Here is an 18,830-nt window from a genome sequence, read left to right on the forward strand (position 1 = left end):
GCTTGTTAGCTCATCGCTGACTTACATTTAAACCTGTTTGACAGGTCGCTCATTGTTCAGTTTTCAAGGAACAAGTTATTTTCTCGTATCGCCCATGTCTCAGCGGCGACTTGATTAATATATCATAACCCAGAAGGGGATTGCAACCCATTTTTATAACTTTTTCTAAAATATACGTCATTCCTCAAAAAAAGTAGAAACGCAGGGAATCCTGCGTTTCTAAACTCTGATTATTCACCTGCACGCTCGCGCATAAGCGGGAACAACAGGACGTCTCTGATGGACGGCGCATCCGTCAGCAGCATGACCAGACGATCGATGCCGATGCCGAGTCCTCCCGTAGGCGGCATGCCGTACTCCAGCGCGCGAATAAAGTCTTCGTCCATCTCGTGCGCTTCGTCGTTGCCTTGCTCTTTCTCGAGCAACTGGGATTCGAAACGCTGGCGCTGATCGATCGGATCGTTCAGCTCGGTAAAGGCATTGGCATGTTCGCGCGCGACGATGAACAGCTCGAACCGGTCGGTAAAGCGCGGATCGAGGTCATTCTTCTTGGCAAGCGGCGATATCGCGACGGGGTGCCCCGTTACGAACGTCGGCTGGATCAGCGTGTGCTCCACGAACTCTTCAAAGAAGGCGTTCAAGATATGACCGAAGGTCATATGCGGTTCTACTTTCACGTTGTGAGTCTTGGCGTGAACATGCGCTTCTTCGTCCGTCATTTGCTGGCTGAAATCGACGCCCGTCGTTTCTTTGACCAATTCGACCATGGAGACGCGGCGCCACGGCGGCGTCAGGTCGACTTCCTGGCCTTGATACATGATCTTCGTAGTACCGAGCACCTCTTGCGCGATATGCGCAACGAGCGACTCGGTAAGCGCCATGATATCTTTGTAATCGGCATAGGCCTCGTACAGCTCGATCATGGTAAATTCAGGATTATGACGCGTCGAAATGCCTTCGTTGCGGTAAACGCGGCCGATCTCGTAAACCTTCTCCATGCCGCCTACGATCAGGCGCTTCAGATGAAGCTCGATCGCGATCCGCATGTACAGCTGCATGTCCAGCGCATTATGATGCGTGATGAACGGACGCGCCGCCGCGCCGCCGGCGATCGCATGCAGCGTCGGCGTCTCGACTTCCAGGTATCCGCGCGCATCCAAATAACGGCGCATCGATTGAATGATGCGCGAACGGGAAATGAACGTTTGCTGCACTTCCGGATTCGTAATGAGATCCACGTAGCGCTGGCGGTAGCGCAGCTCTACGTCCTTGAGGCCGTGGAACTTATCCGGCAGCGGAAGCAGCGATTTGGAAAGCACTTCGATATCCTTCGCTTTAATGGACGTCTCGCCCGTGTTGGTCTTGAACACGGTTCCCCGCACGCCGATGATATCGCCGATATCCAGCAGGTCGAACGCTCGGTACTGCTTTTCCTCGACGGAATCTTTGCGCACGTAGATTTGGATCTTCCCGCTCAAATCCTGAATATGCGAGAAGCTGGCTTTGCCCATGCTGCGTTTCTGCATGATGCGGCCCGCCATGGATACTTCTACGGCCTGCTCCTCGAGGTCTTCCTTGCTTGCTTCGTCATACGAATCCAAAATTTGCTTTGCTTGATGAGACCGCTCGAATTTGCCGCCGAACGGATCGATTCCCAAGCCCCGGAGCTCGTCCAGCTTGTCCCTTCTGATCTGCAGAAGCTCGCTCAGCTCTTGCTCTTGAATACCACCCGTACCTTGCTCCACCATGATTCATCTCCTTCTAATTCCTGCAACGGACGCGTAAACGCCCGCCGCACGTGCTTAATTGCTGCCTGAAATGTTCCTCTATGTTGAAAAAAGCTTCCACAAGGAAGCTTTTTCGAAAGGCATGCCTGTTTATTTCTTGATATCGACGATTTTATATTGAATAATGCCGGCAGGTACGCTGACTTCCACGGTTGTTCCTTTAATCTTGCCGAGAATCGCTTTTCCAACCGGACTTTCGTTCGAGATCTTGTTTTGCAGGGGATCGGATTCTGCCGTGCCCACGATCGTGTATTCCATCGTGTCGCCGAATTCCAAATCCTCCACCGTCACGATCGAGCCGATGCTGACCATGTCGACGTGGATTTCGTCGTTATTGATGATGCGCGCGTTGCGGAGCATTTTCTCCAGCGTAATGATGCGGCCTTCGATAAAAGCCTGCTCGTTCTTCGCGTCTTCGTATTCGGAATTCTCGCTGATATCGCCATAGCCAATCGCCACTTTGATCCGCTCAGCCACTTCACGACGCTTGACGGATTTCAGGTTCTCCAGTTCGTCCTCAAGCTTGTTCAGACCGTCTTGTGTAAGAATAATCTCTTTATCGCTCATGGTACCATTTCTCCTGTCATGTGGCTTTTATTCATACCTGTGTATGAATTCACTGTTACTTAATATATTACGCTCCATGCCCATGATGACACCGCGCAGTAATCAGTTCGACAATCCTAATCCAGGCAGACGGTTTGTTATTGGAAGATTATATTTCATGTTTATCTATATGTCAACGAAAGCCAATTGCCCATGTAATCGCTTAACTTCACGAAACGCAAAGGGCCGCGCGGGCGCCTTTGCGTTCGGTTTCAGTGGTATACGACCTCGTCCTTGGAAGATGAGACTGCCGCCACGGGCGTTTCGCTCTTCTCGCCCAAGGTTTCGACAAAATCCCCCAGAATCCGCACCATCTTGTCGCGGGTCGTCTCTTCCATGATGACGTCTTTGACGCGCGCCGCGCCAGGGATGCCTTTCAGGTACCAGGCCAAATGCTTGCGCATCTCGCGCACGGCCGTGAATTCTCCCTTAAGGTTGACGAGGCGGTCCATGTGAAGGATCGCGACGTCCATTTTCTCGCGCGGCGTCGGATCGTTCAGGAGCTCGCCCGTCGTTAAATAATGAATCGTCCGGTAAAGCATCCATGGATTGCCAAGCGCGCCGCGGCCGATCATGACGCCGTCGCAACCGGTATGCTCCAGGATCTTCTGCGCGTCCTCCGGCGTGAACACGTCCCCGTTGCCAATAACGGGAATCGATACCGCCTGCTTAACATCCCTTATAATATCCCAATTGGCCGTGCCGGTATACAATTGCTCCCGCGTGCGGCCGTGCACGCTGACCGCTTTGCCTCCCGCGCGCTCGACGGCTTGCGCGTTCTCCACTGCGTACACGTGCTCGCTGTCCCAGCCGATGCGCATCTTGACGGTAACGGGTTTATCGACGGCATCGACGACCGCCGACACCATCTCGTAAATCTTGTTGGGGTCGAGCAGCCAGCGGGCGCCCGCATCGCATTTGGTTACTTTCGGCACGGGGCAGCCCATGTTGATATCGATGATGTCGGCATTCGTTTGTTTATCGACGACCTTCGCCGCTTCCACCAACGACTCGCGGTCGCCGCCGAATATTTGCAGGCTGAGGGGCTTCTCGCGCTCGTCGACGAACAGCATCTCCATCGTGCGCTTGTTGCCGTGCAGGATTGCCTTGTCGCTGACCATCTCGGCGCAAACCAGGCCGGTACCGAATTCTTTGGCGATCAGTCGGAAAGCCGGGTTGCACACACCTGCCATCGGCGCCAGCACGACTCTGTTTTTCATCTCGATGTTTCCGATTTTAAGCATGAACATCCGGTCTCCCTTCTGACTCGCACAGGTAATATAATGTAGTTTGTTGCATACGGTTCATTATGATTCGGCGGTTAAGTCGGCGTAGCCGACTCCGAGCGCATCCGCGATGCGTTCCAGCAGTTTAGGGTCGGGCTTGCGCGTTCCCCGCTCCAAGGAGCCCAGCACGGCAACGGATATTTCCAGCTTCGCTGCCAGCTCCTGCTGCGTGTACCCTTTCAGCTTTCGGAATGCGCGGACGCGCCCTGCCAATTGATCGTATTCCATAGCGCGATTCCTTCCCCTCTGTCCCGTAACGCCCGCTGCGCGATGTAGGTCGCCTGCCCGTGCAGCGCATGCCCGTTCTCCAGCACGTCGGCAAGCGGTACAAGAACGAAGGCCCGTTCCATCATCCGAGGATGGGGCAACGTCAGCTCTTCTTCCTCCATCACAACCTCTTCGTATAACAGCAGATCCAGGTCGATCGTACGCGGCCCCCAGCGGACATCCCTCGTCCGGCCCAACCGGCTCTCCATGCCGAGCATGGCCCGAAGCAGTTGCAACGGGTCAAGCGAGGTGCCGAGCGCCGCGGCCATATTGAGAAAAGCCGGCTGATCGGTAAAGCCGACCGGCGCGGTCTCGTAGACGGCCGATATGCGGCGCACTTCAATAGCGGGATGCTCGTCGAGCAAGCGCAGCGCATCCCGAAGGAGCCCGGCGCGGTCTCCGACGTTGGAGCCCAGCGCGATGTACGCCGTATGGCTGGCCGGGTTCAAATGCACGTCAGTTGGCTGCGGGTCGTAGTCTGCCATGGTCATCCCGCTTTCTGCAAAGTTCCACCGTCACTCCGTCGAAATAAATCTCGAACGGCGGATTCGGCTTCGTTACGGATACCGTCACTTCATTTACACTAGTATAAGCGTCGAGCACGGCCGATGCAATGTTACCGGCTAAAGCCTCGATCAGTTTGAAAGGCGGGCCTTGGACGATCTCTTTCACGAACGCGTAGACTTCGGCGTAATTAACGGTGGCCTCCAGATTATCGGTCGCGGCCGCTTCCGCCAAATCGAGCCTAAGCCCCAGATCGACAATATACTGCTGTCCTAGTTTATTTTCCTCCGGAAAAACGCCATGATACCCGAAAAATCGCATTCCGCGCAGCGTCATCCTATCCGTCGACATTATTCATTCCCCTTCCCGAAATGGGCTTGTATTGCTTACATAACCGTCAGAACGAATTTCTCTAACGCGGATAGACGATGGCGTCGGTCATCATGGCCGCTTCCTTGTTGCTTCGCACGTCATGGACGCGGACGATCTGGCAGCCTTGGGCGATGCCCAGCACCGTCGTGGCCGCCGTGCCGAACGCGACTTCGTTGGTCTGCAGCCCGAGCGTATCGCGGATGAATTTCTTGCGCGACGTGCCCAGCAGGACCGGGTAACCCTCCCCGGTGAGCGTACGAAGCCGATTCATCAGCGACAGGTTGTCCGCATGCGTCTTGGCAAAGCCGATGCCGGGGTCGAGCCAAATGTCGTCGCCTCGCACGCCGGCGGCCCGCGCAATCGCGATGCTTTCGCGGAGATCCGCCATAACGTCCGCGGCCAAATCGCCGTATCCGCGGTTATCCCGGTTATGGCTGATGATGACCGGGCAGCGGAAGTCCGACGCGACCTCTGCCATGCGGGGATCGGCTTTCAGCCCCCAAATATCGTTAATGATGTGCGCGCCCGCCTGCAAGGCTTGCTTGGCGGTTTCCGCCTTATAGGTATCGATGGATAGCGGCATGTCAGGCAGCGCCGCCCGAACGGCGCGAATGACCGGAAGGACCCGCTCCAATTCCTCCTCCAGCGGAACCGCGGCGAATCCCGGTCTGGTGGACTCCCCTCCGATATCGATGATGTCGGCGCCTTCGGCAGCCATCCGGCGCGCATGATGCACCGCGGCTTCCGCTTTGCCGTATCGTCCGCCGTCGGAAAACGAATCCGGCGTCGCATTCAAAATGCCCATGATCAAGGTTCGTTTGCCAAGCTCCAGCTTTACTCCGTCCGGAAAAACGTATTCGCGCCGGTACGGCCATCGCTGAAGTTCGCGTTGTCGTTCGTTCATCGGTTCGTATCCTCCCGGTAAAGGCCCAGCAGCCTCGTCGTTATCGGCCCGGCATGCCCGTCACCGACCTTATGGACGTGTCCATTCTGGTCTCTCAGCGCCGTGATCGGCACCAGTTCCTGGATGGAGTTGGTCACCCAGACCTCATCGGCCCCGGCCAGCTCATGCCATGTATACAGGCCTTCCTCCGCGGGCAAGCCTTCCCGCGCGGCCAGCTCCAGCACCCGCCTGCGCGTAATGCCTGGCAGGATGCCCGTTGAAATCGCCGGCGTGCGCAGCTGCCCGGCCCGCGCGAAGAAGAGGTTGCTTACGATCCCCTCGGCCAGCCAGCCTTCCCGCGTCAGCATCAGCCCTTCCGCGCCTTGAGAAGCCCCTATTGCCGTTAATTCCCGCTTTGCCACGATGTTATTCATGTAGTGCAGCGATTTCAACCGGACTTCGCCTTCCGGCGTATTGCGAAGGGTAGAAAGCTGAACGAGCTCGCGGCCGGCTTGATACAGCTCAGGATTCGTCGCGGGCAGCGATTTGACCAGCAGCAGCGCATTGGGCGATTCATAATCGCCGCTCGGGAGTCCGAGGATATCCTCGCCGGCCGTCACCGTCAGCCTGACGTACGCTTCCGCCAGCCCGTTCGCGGCCATCAATTCGCGAAGCCAGCGACGAAGCTCTTCCGCATCCGGCTCATAGCGAATGCCGAGCGACCTGCAGCCCGCGGCGAGGCGCTCCAAGTGCAGCTCAAGCAGATAGGGCTGCCCGCCATATGTCCGGAACGTCTCGAACAAGCCCATCCCATACAAAAAACCGTGATCGTAAACCGAGATCACGGCTTCTTCCTGCGGCTTGACGCAGCCGTTCCAACCGACGTTCATCGTGCCGCGCCTGCGCGCAAACCGAGGAAGTTGCGAAGCAAGGTAAGCCCGTTCTCGGTGATGATGGATTCGGGATGAAATTGAACGCCCTCGATGGCGTATTCTTTATGGCGAAGTCCCATTATTTCGCCTTCCTCCGTCTCCGCGCTGATCTCCAGGCAGTCCGGCAGCGTCTCGCGCTTGACGATCAGCGAATGGTACCGGGTGGCCGTGTAGGGAGAGGGAATACCGGCGAAGATGGTCCGTCCGTCGTGATGAATCTGCGAGGTTTTGCCGTGCATCAGTTTCTCCGCGCGAACGACTTCGCCGCCGAAGGCTTGTCCGATCGCCTGATGGCCCAGGCAGACGCCGAAGATCGGAATCTCGCCCTTGAAGCGGTCGATAAGCGCAAGGCTGATGCCCGCCTCGTTCGGGCTGCATGGCCCCGGCGAAATGAGGATATGATCCGGCTTCAACGCCGCGATGCCTTCCAGGTCGATCTCGTCATTCCGCTTGACGACGATGTCCTCGCCCAGCTCGCCCAGGTATTGCACCAAGTTGTACGTAAACGAATCATAATTATCGATGACCAATATCATTCGCGTTTCCCCCTTCGGTAACTGGCTGCCTGCCCGCCGAAGCGCCGACCAGCGCCGTCCATTGCTCGCTGTATTGGATCGCCTTCCAGAGGGCCTTGGCTTTGTTCATGGATTCGACATATTCGCGTTCCGGCAGGGAGTCGATCACGATGCCGGCTCCGGCTTGAATATGCACGACTTCGTCCTTCACGAGCATCGTTCGTATAATAATATTAAATTCCATATCCCCGTTATAGTCAATCCATCCCATCGATCCCGTGTAGGGCCCGCGCCTCGTCGGCTCGAGTTCTTCGATGATCTCCATCGTCCGGATCTTGGGCGCGCCGGTGATCGTCCCGCCGGGGAAGGTCGCGGCGATCACGTCGTACGCATCCTTGCCCGCCGCCAGCTCGCCCTCTACCTGCGAAACCAAATGCATGACATGGCTGTAGTATTCGATGACCATCAATTCCTCGACCTTCACGGTGCCGTAAGCCGAGATTCGCCCGAGGTCGTTGCGCTCCAGATCGACGAGCATGATATGCTCCGCCCGCTCTTTCTCCGTGGCCAGCAACTCCTCCGCCATCCTGCGATCCTCTTCTTCCGTGCGGCCGCGGCGCCTGGTGCCCGCGATCGGCCTTGTCGCCAATTTACCGTCCGCGAGCTCCACGAGCAGCTCGGGCGAAGCCGACACGAGCTGGAAATCAGGCGCGCCGATGTAGCCCATATACGGCGAAGGATTCACCAGGCGAAGCCATTCATACAGCTCGCGGGCGTCCGCCTTGGACGGCCGATCCTGGCGCTGGGACAGGTTGACCTGAAACGCGTCGCCCGCCGCGATGTAATCGCGAATCCGTTCGACCGCCTCCTGATAAGCCGCCCTGGCGAACGGCGACGCGATCCCGCCCACCGACTCCACGTCGATGTGAAGCGACCCTTCGTCCATAAAACGAACGCGTTCGGCGCGCAGCGCCTCGGCCTCTAACCCCGCCCTCCCGCCTGCGAACGCCGCCCACTGCGCCATCAGCCGCTCTGTCCGGATGCAAGCTTGCGTGTATAAGGATTCCAACATCCCATGCGAAGCGTCCGCCGGCAGATCCGTATGAACCGCCGTCATTAACACACGTTCCTCATGGTCGAGGATCCAAAGCTCGTCCATGCGCATAAACAGGTACTCCGGCAGTCCAAGATCGTCGGCCGCCAGCTCCGGGAGACGCTCGATCGTCCTTACGACGTCATAGCTCCAGAAGCCCGCGCAGCCGCCCGTCCACTTCGGAGAACCCGGTACGCGTGGCGCCTTGCGTCCGCCCATCCAGCTGCGCACGGCCTCGAGCGGCTTCTGCTCATAGACCGTCACGCGTCCGGTCAACGCGTCGACCGCCTCTCCCCGCTGGCTGTCGCCCCGTATGACGGAAGCCGGATGGAGACCCAAATACGTATAGCGTCCGGATTTGCCGCTTTCCAACACGAATGCATGCGGGGCTGCCGTTCTCCACGCCGCCTCCCATGAAGCCGGGCGCTCCCCTTCGCTCCCCGACAGGGGGCGCTTCATCAGCAGCGGCAGCGAGGTATAGCCTTGCTCCTGCCACTCCAACCAATCCCTAAAGGCTGTCCGTTCCAATTTGCAGCCCCTCCGCTTCTTCGCCGTTCATAAGAGCCTTCGCTCTCGGTTTGGAAGCTAGTATACCGAAATTGCCCGGAAAAGAAAAGGGCCGGAGAAGCAGACCGACGCGAACCGCGCTCGCTGAAAATCCGCCGATTCGATCGTATCGTAGTCGCATCGCGCGATATGCAAAAAGAGGACCTCTGCAAAAGAAGGTCCTCTCCCCGTACGAACGGCAACTACGCCGTAATTAGTTCTCGAAATTGAACAGCGGCGTGGACAGATAGCGCTCGCCGTTGGACGGAATGATCGCAACGACGCGTTTGCCTTTGCCCAGCTCCTTCGCGACCTTCAAAGCAGCGAAGATCGCGGCGCCGGAAGAAATGCCGCACAAAATGCCTTCTTCTTTCGCGGCGCGGCGAGCGGTTTCGAATGCTTCTTCGTTCTCGATCGTGATGACTTGATCGTAGATCTCGCGGTTCAGGATCTCGGGGATGAAGTTCGCGCCGATTCCTTGGATCTTGTGCCCGCCCGGGCTGCCGCCGGACAACAGCGGAGACGCCGCCGGTTCAACCGCCACGACTTTGATGCCGGGGAAGTTCTTTTTCAGCACTTCGCCCGCGCCGGAGATCGTGCCGCCGGTTCCGATACCCGCGACGAACGCATCGAGCTTGCCGTCGAGCGAATTAATCGCTTCCACGATTTCCGGGCCCGTCGTTTCGCGGTGGATTTTCACGTTCGCTTGGTTCTTGAATTGCTGCGGAATAAAGTAGGACGGGTTCTCGGCTTGCAGCTCTTCCGCACGGCGTACCGCGCCGTTCATGCCTTCGGCTCCCGGCGTCAACACGAGCTCCGCTCCATAGGCGCGAAGCAGGTTGCGGCGCTCGACGCTCATCGTCTCGGGCATCACGAGGATCGCTTTGTAGCCTTTGGCCGCCGCGACCATCGCCAGACCGATTCCTGTGTTGCCGCTCGTCGGTTCAACGATCGTATCCCCTGGTTTGATGCGTCCTTCCTGCTCGGCAACTTCGATCATGCTGATGGCAATCCGGTCCTTCACGCTCGCGCCCGGGTTTTGATACTCCAGTTTAACGTAGATTTCCGCGCTGTCCTCCGGCACCAAACGGTTCAAACGGACAAGCGGCGTATCCCCGATGAGCTCGGTAACGCTTTGTACAATTTTAGCCATGAAAGTTGCTCCTCCTTATTCCGACCAATTCAGTAGGTTTTACTAACATAGTACCAATGAAACCCAGACGTTGTCAATAGCGAGTTTCCGTCTGCAGCCGCATCGGTGACCTTGATGGCCCGGCTATTGGATGACGACGGCGTTGTATTTTGCAAGCAGGCTGTCTTCGATCGCCCGCTGTCCGTTCAGCTTCTCCATGGCGATTTCCTTGCGTGCCCGATCGTGCATTTGCTCCTGGTCCAACTGCTCGTCGGTCTGCTTCTCCGTCAAGCGGATGACCGCTTGCCCGCCGTCTACCGGGATCGGCCCCGTCGTCTCTCCGACGCTCAGCTTGTTGGCGGCTTCCAGCATAGCCTGGTCGGCCAGCGGATCGTCCGCGTCGATGTACCCCAGATCCCCGCCGTCATCGGCCGTATCGGCGTCGATGGAGTAGGTCTTGGCCATCAGCGCGAAATCCTCGCCGTCGGCCAGCTTCTGAAGCACGTCGTCCGCATCCTTCTCCGTCTTCGAGAGGATCCACGAAATGCGCAGCTGCGTGCGGGCCGCAAACTCCCGCTCGTTGTCCGCGATGTACGCGTCTTCCTCGGCTTCGCTGACATCGGCGGTCCGCACGGCGATCTTCTCCAGCAGCAGCCGGTACTTCGCATCCTCCCGGATCTCGTCCGGCGTCAGGCCGAGCTGGTCCCGCATGGCGGCAAAATACTGTTCCTCGCCGTCGTACCCTTCCATCGCGGAAGCCAGCTCTTCGTTCAGCTCGGTGGCGGTTACTTGCAAACCGTAGGCTTGCGCATCCATGCGAATGGCCGCATGGACCATCAAGGTTCGCAGCACGCCGTCGCCATACTGCAATCGCAGCTGGTCATTGAGCTCTTTCACGGTAATCGGCTCGCCGCCGACTTTGGCCGCGACCGGTTCCGGTTCTTCCGCGGGCGCGTCGTTATGATCCTGCGCATCTCCGGACGGCACCTGCGGCGTCGATTTGGGCGGCAGCAGCACGCGGTACACGACGATGAACGCCAAAATAATCAAACACAATGCTTGAAGCACCACGATGTACTTCAGCACCCGGTCTTTCCTCATGTTCGCTCGGCCTCCGATTAGTGCATCGGTTTCGGCTTCGCCTGTTCGAGCAGCATCTCCAGCTGCGGGCGGTCAAAAACATACTTCTCGTTGCAGAAATGGCACTCGACTTCAGCTTGTCCGTCATCCTCAATGATCTGTTTCAATTCCTGCGCCCCCATGCTGATGAGGGTGCGCTCCACGCGTTCTTGGGAACATTGGCATTTAAAGACGATGGCGAGCTCGTCCATCAGCTGCACGTCCTCGCCGACTACCCAGCGCAGCAGCCCTTCCGGCGTTTCTCCCCGCTCCATCAGCGCCGAGATGGGAGGCAATTCGGCAATCGCCGTCTCCAGCCTCGTCACCTCGTCATCGGTCATGCCGGGCATGACTTGGACGATAAACCCGCCTGCCGTGATCACTTGGCCGTATTCGTCGACGAGCACGCTGAGTCCGACCACGGAAGGCGTCTGCTCCGACGTGGCGAAATAATACGTGAAGTCTTCCGCCAACTCCCCCGAAACGATCGGCGTGCTGCCGCGGTACGGTTCTTTCAAGCCCAGGTCTTTGATGATATGGATGTAACCCGTTCGTCCTACCGCGCCCGCGACATCCAATTTGCCGAGCGCGTTGCTCGGGAGCTGCACCTGCGGGTCGTCCACGTAGCCGCGAACCTCGCCGTTCGCGTTGGCGTCCACGACGATCTGCCCGACCGGACCGTCGCCTTTCACCTGAATCGTCAGCTTCTCGTTGCCCTTCAACATGGCTCCCATCATGGCGCCCGCCGTGGCCGTCCGACCCAATGCCGCCGTCGTCGTCGGCAGCGTGTTATGCCGTCTGCGCATCTCCTCGACAAGCTCGGTCGTCTGTACGGCAAAAACGCGCAGTTTCCCGTTCCAGGCGGTGCCCCGAACGAGATAATCCTGCTTTCTCTTCATTTCCTCTGCCATGCGATGGCCTCCTAACGTCTTGCATCTTTGAATGTTGCGCACGATGTCATGGTTGGATTGCCCAAGCTCACTCCTGGTTGCGTTCGTAAATCATGCGAAGCCCTTCCAAGGTCAGCAGCGGGTCCACTTCTTCGATCGTCTCCGACTCGGCCGCGATCAGATCCGCGAGCCCGCCGGTCGCGATCACGCGCGGATTGACGCCGAACTCCTTGCGAATCCGGTTCACGATTCCGTCCACTTGCCCGGCATAGCCGAAAATGATCCCGGCCTGCATGGACGTAACGGGATTCCGCCCGATGACGCTCTTCGGCCGGATCAGCTCGATGCGCGGCAGCTTCGCGGCGCGCTGGTACAGCGCCTCCGTCGAAATGCCGATGCCCGGCACGATGGCCCCGCCCAGGTAGTTATTATCCGCGTCGATATAATCGAAGGTCGTCGCCGTCCCGAAATCGACGACGATCAGCGGCGTGCCGTATTTCTCGATTCCCGCGACGGAGTTGACGATCCGGTCCGCGCCGACCTCGCGCGGATTCTCATAGCGGATATTGAGGCCCGTCTTGATGCCGGGTCCGACGATCAGCGGCGATTTGCGCAAATATTTCTGGCTCAGCTGCTCCAGCGTACGCATCAGCGGCGGCACGACGGACGAGATGATGACGCCTTGAATCTGATCCAGCTTCACGTTCGCGATCTGAAACAGATTGTGAATCATGATGCCGTATTCATCCACGGTCGCCGAGCGGTTCGTGCTGAGCCGCCAATGATAAAGCAGCTTCCGGCCTTCGTAGATGCCGAGCACGATATTCGTATTGCCTACGTCCACGACGACGATCAAGCGGACACGCCTCCCTTTTTGCCGTGCAAATCCAAGCTGATGTCCAGCGATTGGAAGGAGTACGTCAGTCCGCCGACCGAGATGACGTCCACGCCGCATTCCGCGATCGCGCGAACGGTATCCAGGCGAACGTTGCCGGATGCTTCCACGATGATATGCGGGGCGCGGGCCTTAATGACCTGCACCGCTTCGCGCATCCGATCATGCGGCATGTTGTCCAGCATAATGATGTCCGCGCCGCTCGCCAGCGCTTCCTCGACTTGCGCGAGCGACTCCGTCTCCACTTCGATCTTCATCGTATGGGGGATCGCTTCGCGCGCGGCTTGCACGGCGCCCGCGATACCGCCGGAGCCTTTAATATGATTATCCTTGATCATGACGGCATCGTACAGGCCGAAACGATGGTTGTGGCCGCCGCCGACCCGTACCGCGTATTTCTCCAGCATGCGGTGTCCAGGCGTTGTCTTGCGCGTATCCACCAGACGCGTCGGCAGCCCTTCGAGCGCATCGACGAAAGCGCGCGTCTTGGTCGCGATGCCGGACAGCCGCTGCATCAAATTCAGCGCCAGGCGCTCGCCCGTCAGGATGCTGTGCGTGCTTCCTTCCACCTCCGCGATGACGTCGCCCTTCGCGACGGTCTGACCGTCGGCCGCAAGCGGACGGAACGCAAGCGTCGCGTCCACGACCTCGAACACGAGCCGCGCGATCGGCATGCCGGCAAGCACGCCGGATTCTTTCACATGAATAACGGCGTGCGATCGGCTTCCCGCGGGAATCGTCGCCCAGCTCGTAATATCGCCCGATCCGATATCTTCGGCAAGCCATGCGCGAATTTGCGCGCGCACCGCGTCCGCGCTAATGCCGCCGGCCGTTGCCAATGTTGCTTCAAACATATTCGATTCGCTCCTCCGTTGAGCCGTGCTCGCGATTAAGCACGACATGCTTGCGCCAGGTCAGGTCGTCCCGTTCCGGAAAATCTTCGCGGCTGTGCGCGCCCCGGCTCTCTTCCCGGGTGCCGGCCGCTTTCGTCGTCAGCAGCGCGCAGGTCAACAAATTCGCAAATTCGTATTCCTCGCGCTTCGTGATGACCGAGCGGAAAATCGAACTGAGCCGGCTCAGCTCTTCGAGTCCTTTGCTCAGTCCGCTGGCATTGCGTTTGAGTCCGGCGTAGCGGACCATGATCTTCTGCAGCTTGAGCCGTTTCTCCACCACGGCTTGGATCGGGGCATCGCTTCGCTCCAGCGAATCCATGTGCACGCGAAATCCCTGCTCGGCAGGCGGCAGCGTGTTAATGCGCTCGACGATACGGCGTCCGAACACGATCGCTTCCGACAGCGAGTTGCTCGCAAGGCGGTTGGCGCCGTGCACGCCCGTGGACGAGCATTCGCCGCACGCGAACAAACGGGCTATGCTCGTTTCGCCGTTCAAGTCGGTTCTGACGCCGCCCATCATATAATGCGCCGCCGGCGCCACCGGAATCCAGTCCGTCGTCAAATCAAGGCCGTATTGCAGGCAGTATTCATAAATGTTCGGGAACCGATGCCTGACCATGTCCGCGGATTCGTGCGTGACATCCAGAAAAACGAACGTTGAATTGGTCGCTTCCATCTCGCTGACGATCGCGCGCGCCACGACGTCCCGCGGCGCGAGCTCGAGCTGCTCGTGGTACTTCTCCATGAAGCGCTCGCCGCGGATGTTCCGAAGCACGGCGCCTTCGCCGCGAACCGCTTCCGAGATCAGGAACCGGGGCGCGCCGGGATAACAGAGCGACGTCGGATGAAATTGCACGAATTCCATATCCCGAATATCCGCTCCGGCACGGTAAGCCATGGCGATCCCGTCGCCCGTCGCGACCTCCGGATTGGTCGTGTAGCGATACAATTGTCCGGTTCCTCCCGAGCAGAGGATCGTCGCTTTGCCGCGCACGATCAGCCGCTGTCCGTCCGGTTTCTGAACGAGCGCGCCGACGCATACGTTATCGTCCGTGATCAGATCAATGACAAAATGATCGTCCCACACCTCGATGCGGGGGTTGGCCACCGCTTTCTCCGACAGTGCACGAACGATCTCGAAGCCGGTCGCATCGCCATTCGCGTGCAAAATCCGCCGCTGGCTGTGCGCGCCTTCCTTGGTCAAAGCAAATTCGCCGTTCTCCACATCAAACTTCGTGCCCATGCGCACCAAATCCTGCACGCCCATGGTACCTTCATGCACCAAAATATCCACCGCCTCTTGGGAACACAGGCCGGCTCCGGCAAGCAGCGTATCTTGACGATGGTATTCCGGCTTATCGTCTTCCGAGATAACCGCGGCAATGCCGCCCTGCGCATAGCGCGTGTTGCTGTCGAGGAGCGACTTCTTGGTAATCATCAGCACCTCATTGTCTTCGCTTGCCTTGATCGCGGTAAAAAGACCGGCGATGCCGGCCCCGATAACAATGACGTCTTTATACAAAACCGGCAGATCTTCGAGCTGCTCGTCGACGAGATAGCGTGGAATCATATCGATGCTTTCCTTTCTCTTCGGAAAGTGGAGTAAACGTACGTTATTTGACTTGCAGCATGCGCTCCAGGGACAGCCGCGCTTTGCTGGCGACATCTTCAGGCACGTAAATTTGCGGCTGCATCGTTTCCAGGCTTTTCACGAGCTTCTTCAAGTTGTTGACTTTCATGTTCGGGCATACCAAATATTTGGTCGCGAAATGGAACGTCTTATCCGGGCTGTCCAGGCGAAGCTGGTAGCCGGTGCCGTCTTCCGTGCCGACGATGAATTCTTTGGCGTCGGATTCTTTGCAGTATTTGATGATCGCGGTCGTGCTGCCGACGAAATCGCCGAGCGCCACGACTTCCGGGCGGCATTCCGGGTGGACGACGAACTCCGCGTTGGGATGCTTCGCTCTCATTTCTTCAACGTCCTTGACGGTCAGCATATCGTGCGTGTTGCAATAGCCTTCCCAGATAATCATCTTTTTGTCGGTTTTTTGCTGAACGTAATGGCCCAGGTTTTTGTCCGGCACCCAGATGATTTCGTCGGAATCGACCGAATTGACGACGCGCACGGCATTGGCGGACGTACAGCAAATATCGGTTTCCGCTTTGATCTCGGCGGAGGAATTAATATATGTGACGACTTTCGCGTTCGGATGCTGGGCTTTCAGCTTGCGCAAGCCGTCCACGTTGACCATGTCGGCCATCGGGCAGCCGGCGCGTTCGTCGGGAATGATGACCGTTTTGTTCGGCGCCAGAATCTTCGCGCTCTCGCCCATAAAATGAACGCCGCAGAACACGATGACGTCGGCATCGGTTTGCGCCGCCTTCTGCGCCAGCAGGAAGGAATCTCCCCGGAAATCGGCTACCTCTTGAATCTCGTCGCGTTGGTAATAATGCGCAAGGATAATGGCGTTGCGTTCCTTCTTCAGCTGCAGCAAACGTTCCCGCAGTTCGCGGTTTTGTTCCGCTTTCCGCTCGAGCGCTAATGCTTCCATGGCTATTCCCCTCTTTTCACTAACTTTGTGAACTGATGCACAAACTCTGCCAAAACAAAACGGGCGCGATTGCCCTTATGCCTGTTTGTGCCGCTTTATGATCAAGAACGAGGGCCCGAGCAAGGTTATTTCCGTTAGAATACCCTTCCTGCCAAACCCTTGATTCACAGTCGGCATTACAAGTGATTAACATTTAATTTACACAAGGTCCGGTAGGCTGTCAACTCACAAAAGCAGCCGTTTTGACCGTTGTAGGCAGGTTTGCGCGCATTAGAAAGGCACGCGTCCCGCACGCTTGTATCTTCTTGCATTCATGCATTCCGATTCCGAATCCGCCAGGTATTACCGCGTAATGTCCGGCCTTGCGGAAAATAAAGCCGAACGCATGCAAAAAAACTGCCCGCCGCAGTTGATTCTGCGGTGGACAGCCCTTTGTTTTGCTTCTTAATTATGATGGTTGCGATCCGCCGTTGCCGTTGCCATTATCGTTGCCGCTGTCCGGATCGACAGGAGGCGTCACGATATCTCCGGCTTCTTTGGATTGAATGCGTACCTTCACGCCGCCGATCGTATCGACGATCGGTTCGCCTTTCGGCTCGTCGCTTACCGGACCGGCGGAAGAACCGCCTTCTCCGTCTCCGGCGATCGATCCGCTCTCGATCAAGCGTTTGATTTGCTCGATTTCCAGCGTCTCTTCGCTGAGCAAGGTTTGCGCGATCAGATGCACTTCTTTGCTCTTCTCGGTCAGGAGCTTTTTAGCCCGTGCGTAGCATTCTTGAATGATGGACTGCATCTCTTGGTCGATCTCGTACGCGATGGCATCGGAGTAGTTCTGTTCATGTCCGATATCGCGGCCTAAGAAGACTTGCCCCTGCGAGCTGCCGAACTGCATCGGCCCGAGCTTGTCGCTCATGCCGTATTCCATGATCATGGCGCGGACGATGCTCGTCGCTTGCTTGAAGTCGCTGTAGGCGCCGGTGCCGATTTCGCCGATGAAGATTTCTTCGGCTACGCGGCCGCCGAGCAGTCCCGTGATTTTATCCAGCAATTCCTGCTTGGTCGCCAGCATGCGGTCGCCGTCTTTCGGAAGCATGATGACGTAACCGCCCGCTTTGCCCCGCGGAATGATCGTGACTTTATGCACTTGGTCGGCGTGCTCCAAGAAGTAACCGACGATCGTGTGGCCGGCTTCATGGTACGCGACGATCCGTTTCTCGCGGTCGCTGACGACGCGGCTGCGTTTCTCCGTGCCGACGATGACGCGATCGATGGCATCGTCCACTTCCGTCATGCCGATGTCCTTCTTGTTGCGGCGGGCCGCGAGAAGGGCTGCTTCATTAAGCAGGTTCTCCAGATCGGCGCCGGTGAAGCCCGTGGTGCGTTTCGCGACGACATCCAGCTTCACGTCGCGCGTGAGCGGCTTGTTGCGCGAATGGACCTTCAATACCGCTTCGCGGCCTTTCACGTCCGGACGGTCGACCGTGATTTGACGGTCGAAACGGCCAGGGCGCAGAAGCGCCGGGTCAAGAATATCCGGGCGGTTCGTCGCCGCCACGATGATGATGCCTTCGTTCGCGCCGAAGCCGTCCATTTCGACGAGGAGCTGATTGAGCGTCTGTTCGCGCTCGTCATGCCCGCCGCCGAGGCCGGCGCCGCGCTGGCGACCTACGGCATCGATCTCGTCGATGAAGATGATACAAGGCGCGTTCTTCTTCGCGTTCTCGAACAAGTCGCGTACGCGGGATGCGCCGACGCCGACGAACATTTCCACGAAGTCGGAACCGGAGATGCTGAAGAACGGTACGCCCGCTTCGCCCGCAACCGCGCGCGCCAACAGCGTTTTACCTGTACCCGGAGGTCCGTTGAGCAAAACGCCCTTCGGAATTCTTGCTCCGACGGCAGCGAATTTGCGCGGATCCTTCAAAAACTCGACGACTTCGACAAGCTCTTGCTTCTCTTCGTCGGCGCCCGCCACGTCCTCGAACGTGACGCGCTTCTTCTCTTCGTTATATAGTCGGGCACGGCTCTTGCCAAAGTTCATCACTTTGCCGCCGCCGCCTTGTGCCTGATTAATGAGGAAGAAGAACAGGATAAAGATGATCACGAACGGAATGATCGACGTCAGGAAGGTCAGCCAAATGCTTTGTCCCTGCATCGGCTTGCTGCTGATTTGGAATCCGTTCTTGGCCTGGGCGTCGTACACTTCCTTCACAACGAACTCTTCGACGTTGGAGTGGGTGTAGAATTGATTGGAGTCTGCGTTGTCCGGCTTCTTCTTGTATTCACCCGTGATCAAGTAAGAATAACCGTCGAATTGATACTCCAACTCCGCGATGTTGTTGGTCTGCAATTCCTGCCTAAATTGATCGTAGCTAAGTTCTGTGCTGGAGTCATTTTGGCTGCTGATAAATTGGAAGATCCCGACGGTCACCAAAAAAATAATCAAATAAAAGCCAGTATTGCGGATGATCCGATTCATCCCCTACCTCCTCTCAAGACGCAAAAAATAAGTTGACCCTGCAACTGGCTCCCGGCTTGCGGAAGCTGCCTCGCACGGT

General features: G+C 57.8%; 18 protein-coding genes. All 18 read right to left on the minus strand.

The window, feature by feature from the left end:
• Positions 1-230: 230 nt before the first annotated feature.
• Positions 231-1,748 carry a lysine--tRNA ligase gene (gene lysS / locus GT019_RS29645; RefSeq protein ID WP_161747071.1) on the minus strand — a complete coding sequence of 506 codons (1,518 nt, stop codon included), beginning with the start codon at positions 1,746-1,748 and terminating at the stop codon, positions 231-233.
• 129 nt (positions 1,749-1,877) lie between these two features.
• A complete protein-coding gene (greA, locus tag GT019_RS29650) occupies positions 1,878-2,354 on the minus strand; it encodes a transcription elongation factor GreA (RefSeq protein WP_161747072.1) in 477 nt (158 codons plus the stop codon).
• Between the two features lie 251 nt (positions 2,355-2,605).
• Positions 2,606-3,637, minus strand: coding sequence for a tRNA dihydrouridine synthase DusB (gene dusB / locus GT019_RS29655; protein ID WP_161747073.1), 1,032 nt, complete (start codon positions 3,635-3,637; stop codon positions 2,606-2,608).
• A gap of 63 nt (positions 3,638-3,700) precedes the next feature.
• Complete coding sequence (locus tag GT019_RS29660; RefSeq protein WP_161747074.1) at positions 3,701-3,907, minus strand: helix-turn-helix domain-containing protein; 207 nt, start codon at positions 3,905-3,907, stop codon at positions 3,701-3,703.
• A complete protein-coding gene (folK, locus tag GT019_RS29665; protein ID WP_201755646.1) occupies positions 3,859-4,431 on the minus strand; it encodes a 2-amino-4-hydroxy-6-hydroxymethyldihydropteridine diphosphokinase in 573 nt (190 codons plus the stop codon). Before folK ends, GT019_RS29660 begins: the two co-directional genes overlap by 49 nt.
• Positions 4,403-4,801 (minus strand): dihydroneopterin aldolase, encoded by a 399-nt coding sequence (gene folB, locus GT019_RS29670; protein WP_161747075.1) that lies wholly within the window; start codon positions 4,799-4,801, stop codon positions 4,403-4,405. Before folB ends, folK begins: the two co-directional genes overlap by 29 nt.
• Before the next feature lie 61 nt (positions 4,802-4,862).
• Positions 4,863-5,726, minus strand: coding sequence for a dihydropteroate synthase (folP, locus tag GT019_RS29675; RefSeq protein ID WP_161747076.1), 864 nt, complete (start codon positions 5,724-5,726; stop codon positions 4,863-4,865).
• Positions 5,723-6,595, minus strand: coding sequence for an aminotransferase class IV (locus GT019_RS29680; protein WP_161747077.1), 873 nt, complete (start codon positions 6,593-6,595; stop codon positions 5,723-5,725). Before GT019_RS29680 ends, folP begins: the two co-directional genes overlap by 4 nt.
• Positions 6,592-7,173: an aminodeoxychorismate/anthranilate synthase component II gene (gene pabA / locus GT019_RS29685; RefSeq protein WP_161747078.1), complete on the minus strand. Its 582-nt coding sequence runs from the start codon at positions 7,171-7,173 to the stop codon at positions 6,592-6,594. Before pabA ends, GT019_RS29680 begins: the two co-directional genes overlap by 4 nt.
• Positions 7,154-8,773 (minus strand): anthranilate synthase component I family protein, encoded by a 1,620-nt coding sequence (locus tag GT019_RS29690; RefSeq protein ID WP_407945114.1) that lies wholly within the window; start codon positions 8,771-8,773, stop codon positions 7,154-7,156. Before GT019_RS29690 ends, pabA begins: the two co-directional genes overlap by 20 nt.
• Before the next feature lie 232 nt (positions 8,774-9,005).
• Complete coding sequence (gene cysK, locus GT019_RS29695) at positions 9,006-9,944, minus strand: cysteine synthase A (protein WP_161747079.1); 939 nt, start codon at positions 9,942-9,944, stop codon at positions 9,006-9,008.
• A gap of 123 nt (positions 9,945-10,067) precedes the next feature.
• Entirely contained in the window at positions 10,068-11,024 is a 957-nt protein-coding gene (locus GT019_RS29700) for a peptidylprolyl isomerase (RefSeq protein ID WP_161747080.1), read from the minus strand.
• A gap of 17 nt (positions 11,025-11,041) precedes the next feature.
• Positions 11,042-11,941 carry an Hsp33 family molecular chaperone HslO gene (gene hslO / locus GT019_RS29705; RefSeq protein ID WP_161747132.1) on the minus strand — a complete coding sequence of 300 codons (900 nt, stop codon included), beginning with the start codon at positions 11,939-11,941 and terminating at the stop codon, positions 11,042-11,044.
• Between the two features lie 79 nt (positions 11,942-12,020).
• A complete protein-coding gene (locus GT019_RS29710) occupies positions 12,021-12,788 on the minus strand; it encodes a type III pantothenate kinase (protein ID WP_161747081.1) in 768 nt (255 codons plus the stop codon).
• Positions 12,785-13,681, minus strand: coding sequence for a carboxylating nicotinate-nucleotide diphosphorylase (nadC, locus tag GT019_RS29715; RefSeq protein WP_161747082.1), 897 nt, complete (start codon positions 13,679-13,681; stop codon positions 12,785-12,787). The genes GT019_RS29710 and nadC overlap by 4 nt, the downstream gene beginning before the upstream one ends.
• Positions 13,674-15,290: an L-aspartate oxidase gene (nadB, locus tag GT019_RS29720; RefSeq protein ID WP_161747083.1), complete on the minus strand. Its 1,617-nt coding sequence runs from the start codon at positions 15,288-15,290 to the stop codon at positions 13,674-13,676. Before nadB ends, nadC begins: the two co-directional genes overlap by 8 nt.
• A 43-nt stretch (positions 15,291-15,333) precedes the next feature.
• Positions 15,334-16,272 carry a quinolinate synthase NadA gene (nadA, locus tag GT019_RS29725; RefSeq protein WP_161747084.1) on the minus strand — a complete coding sequence of 313 codons (939 nt, stop codon included), beginning with the start codon at positions 16,270-16,272 and terminating at the stop codon, positions 15,334-15,336.
• A gap of 448 nt (positions 16,273-16,720) precedes the next feature.
• Complete coding sequence (ftsH, locus tag GT019_RS29730; RefSeq protein WP_161747085.1) at positions 16,721-18,751, minus strand: ATP-dependent zinc metalloprotease FtsH; 2,031 nt, start codon at positions 18,749-18,751, stop codon at positions 16,721-16,723.
• Positions 18,752-18,830 lie beyond the last annotated feature (79 nt).

Origin of the sequence: Paenibacillus glycinis (genome assembly GCF_009909185.1) — a bacterium.
Taxonomy (GTDB): domain Bacteria; phylum Bacillota; class Bacilli; order Paenibacillales; family Paenibacillaceae; genus Paenibacillus_Z; species Paenibacillus_Z glycinis.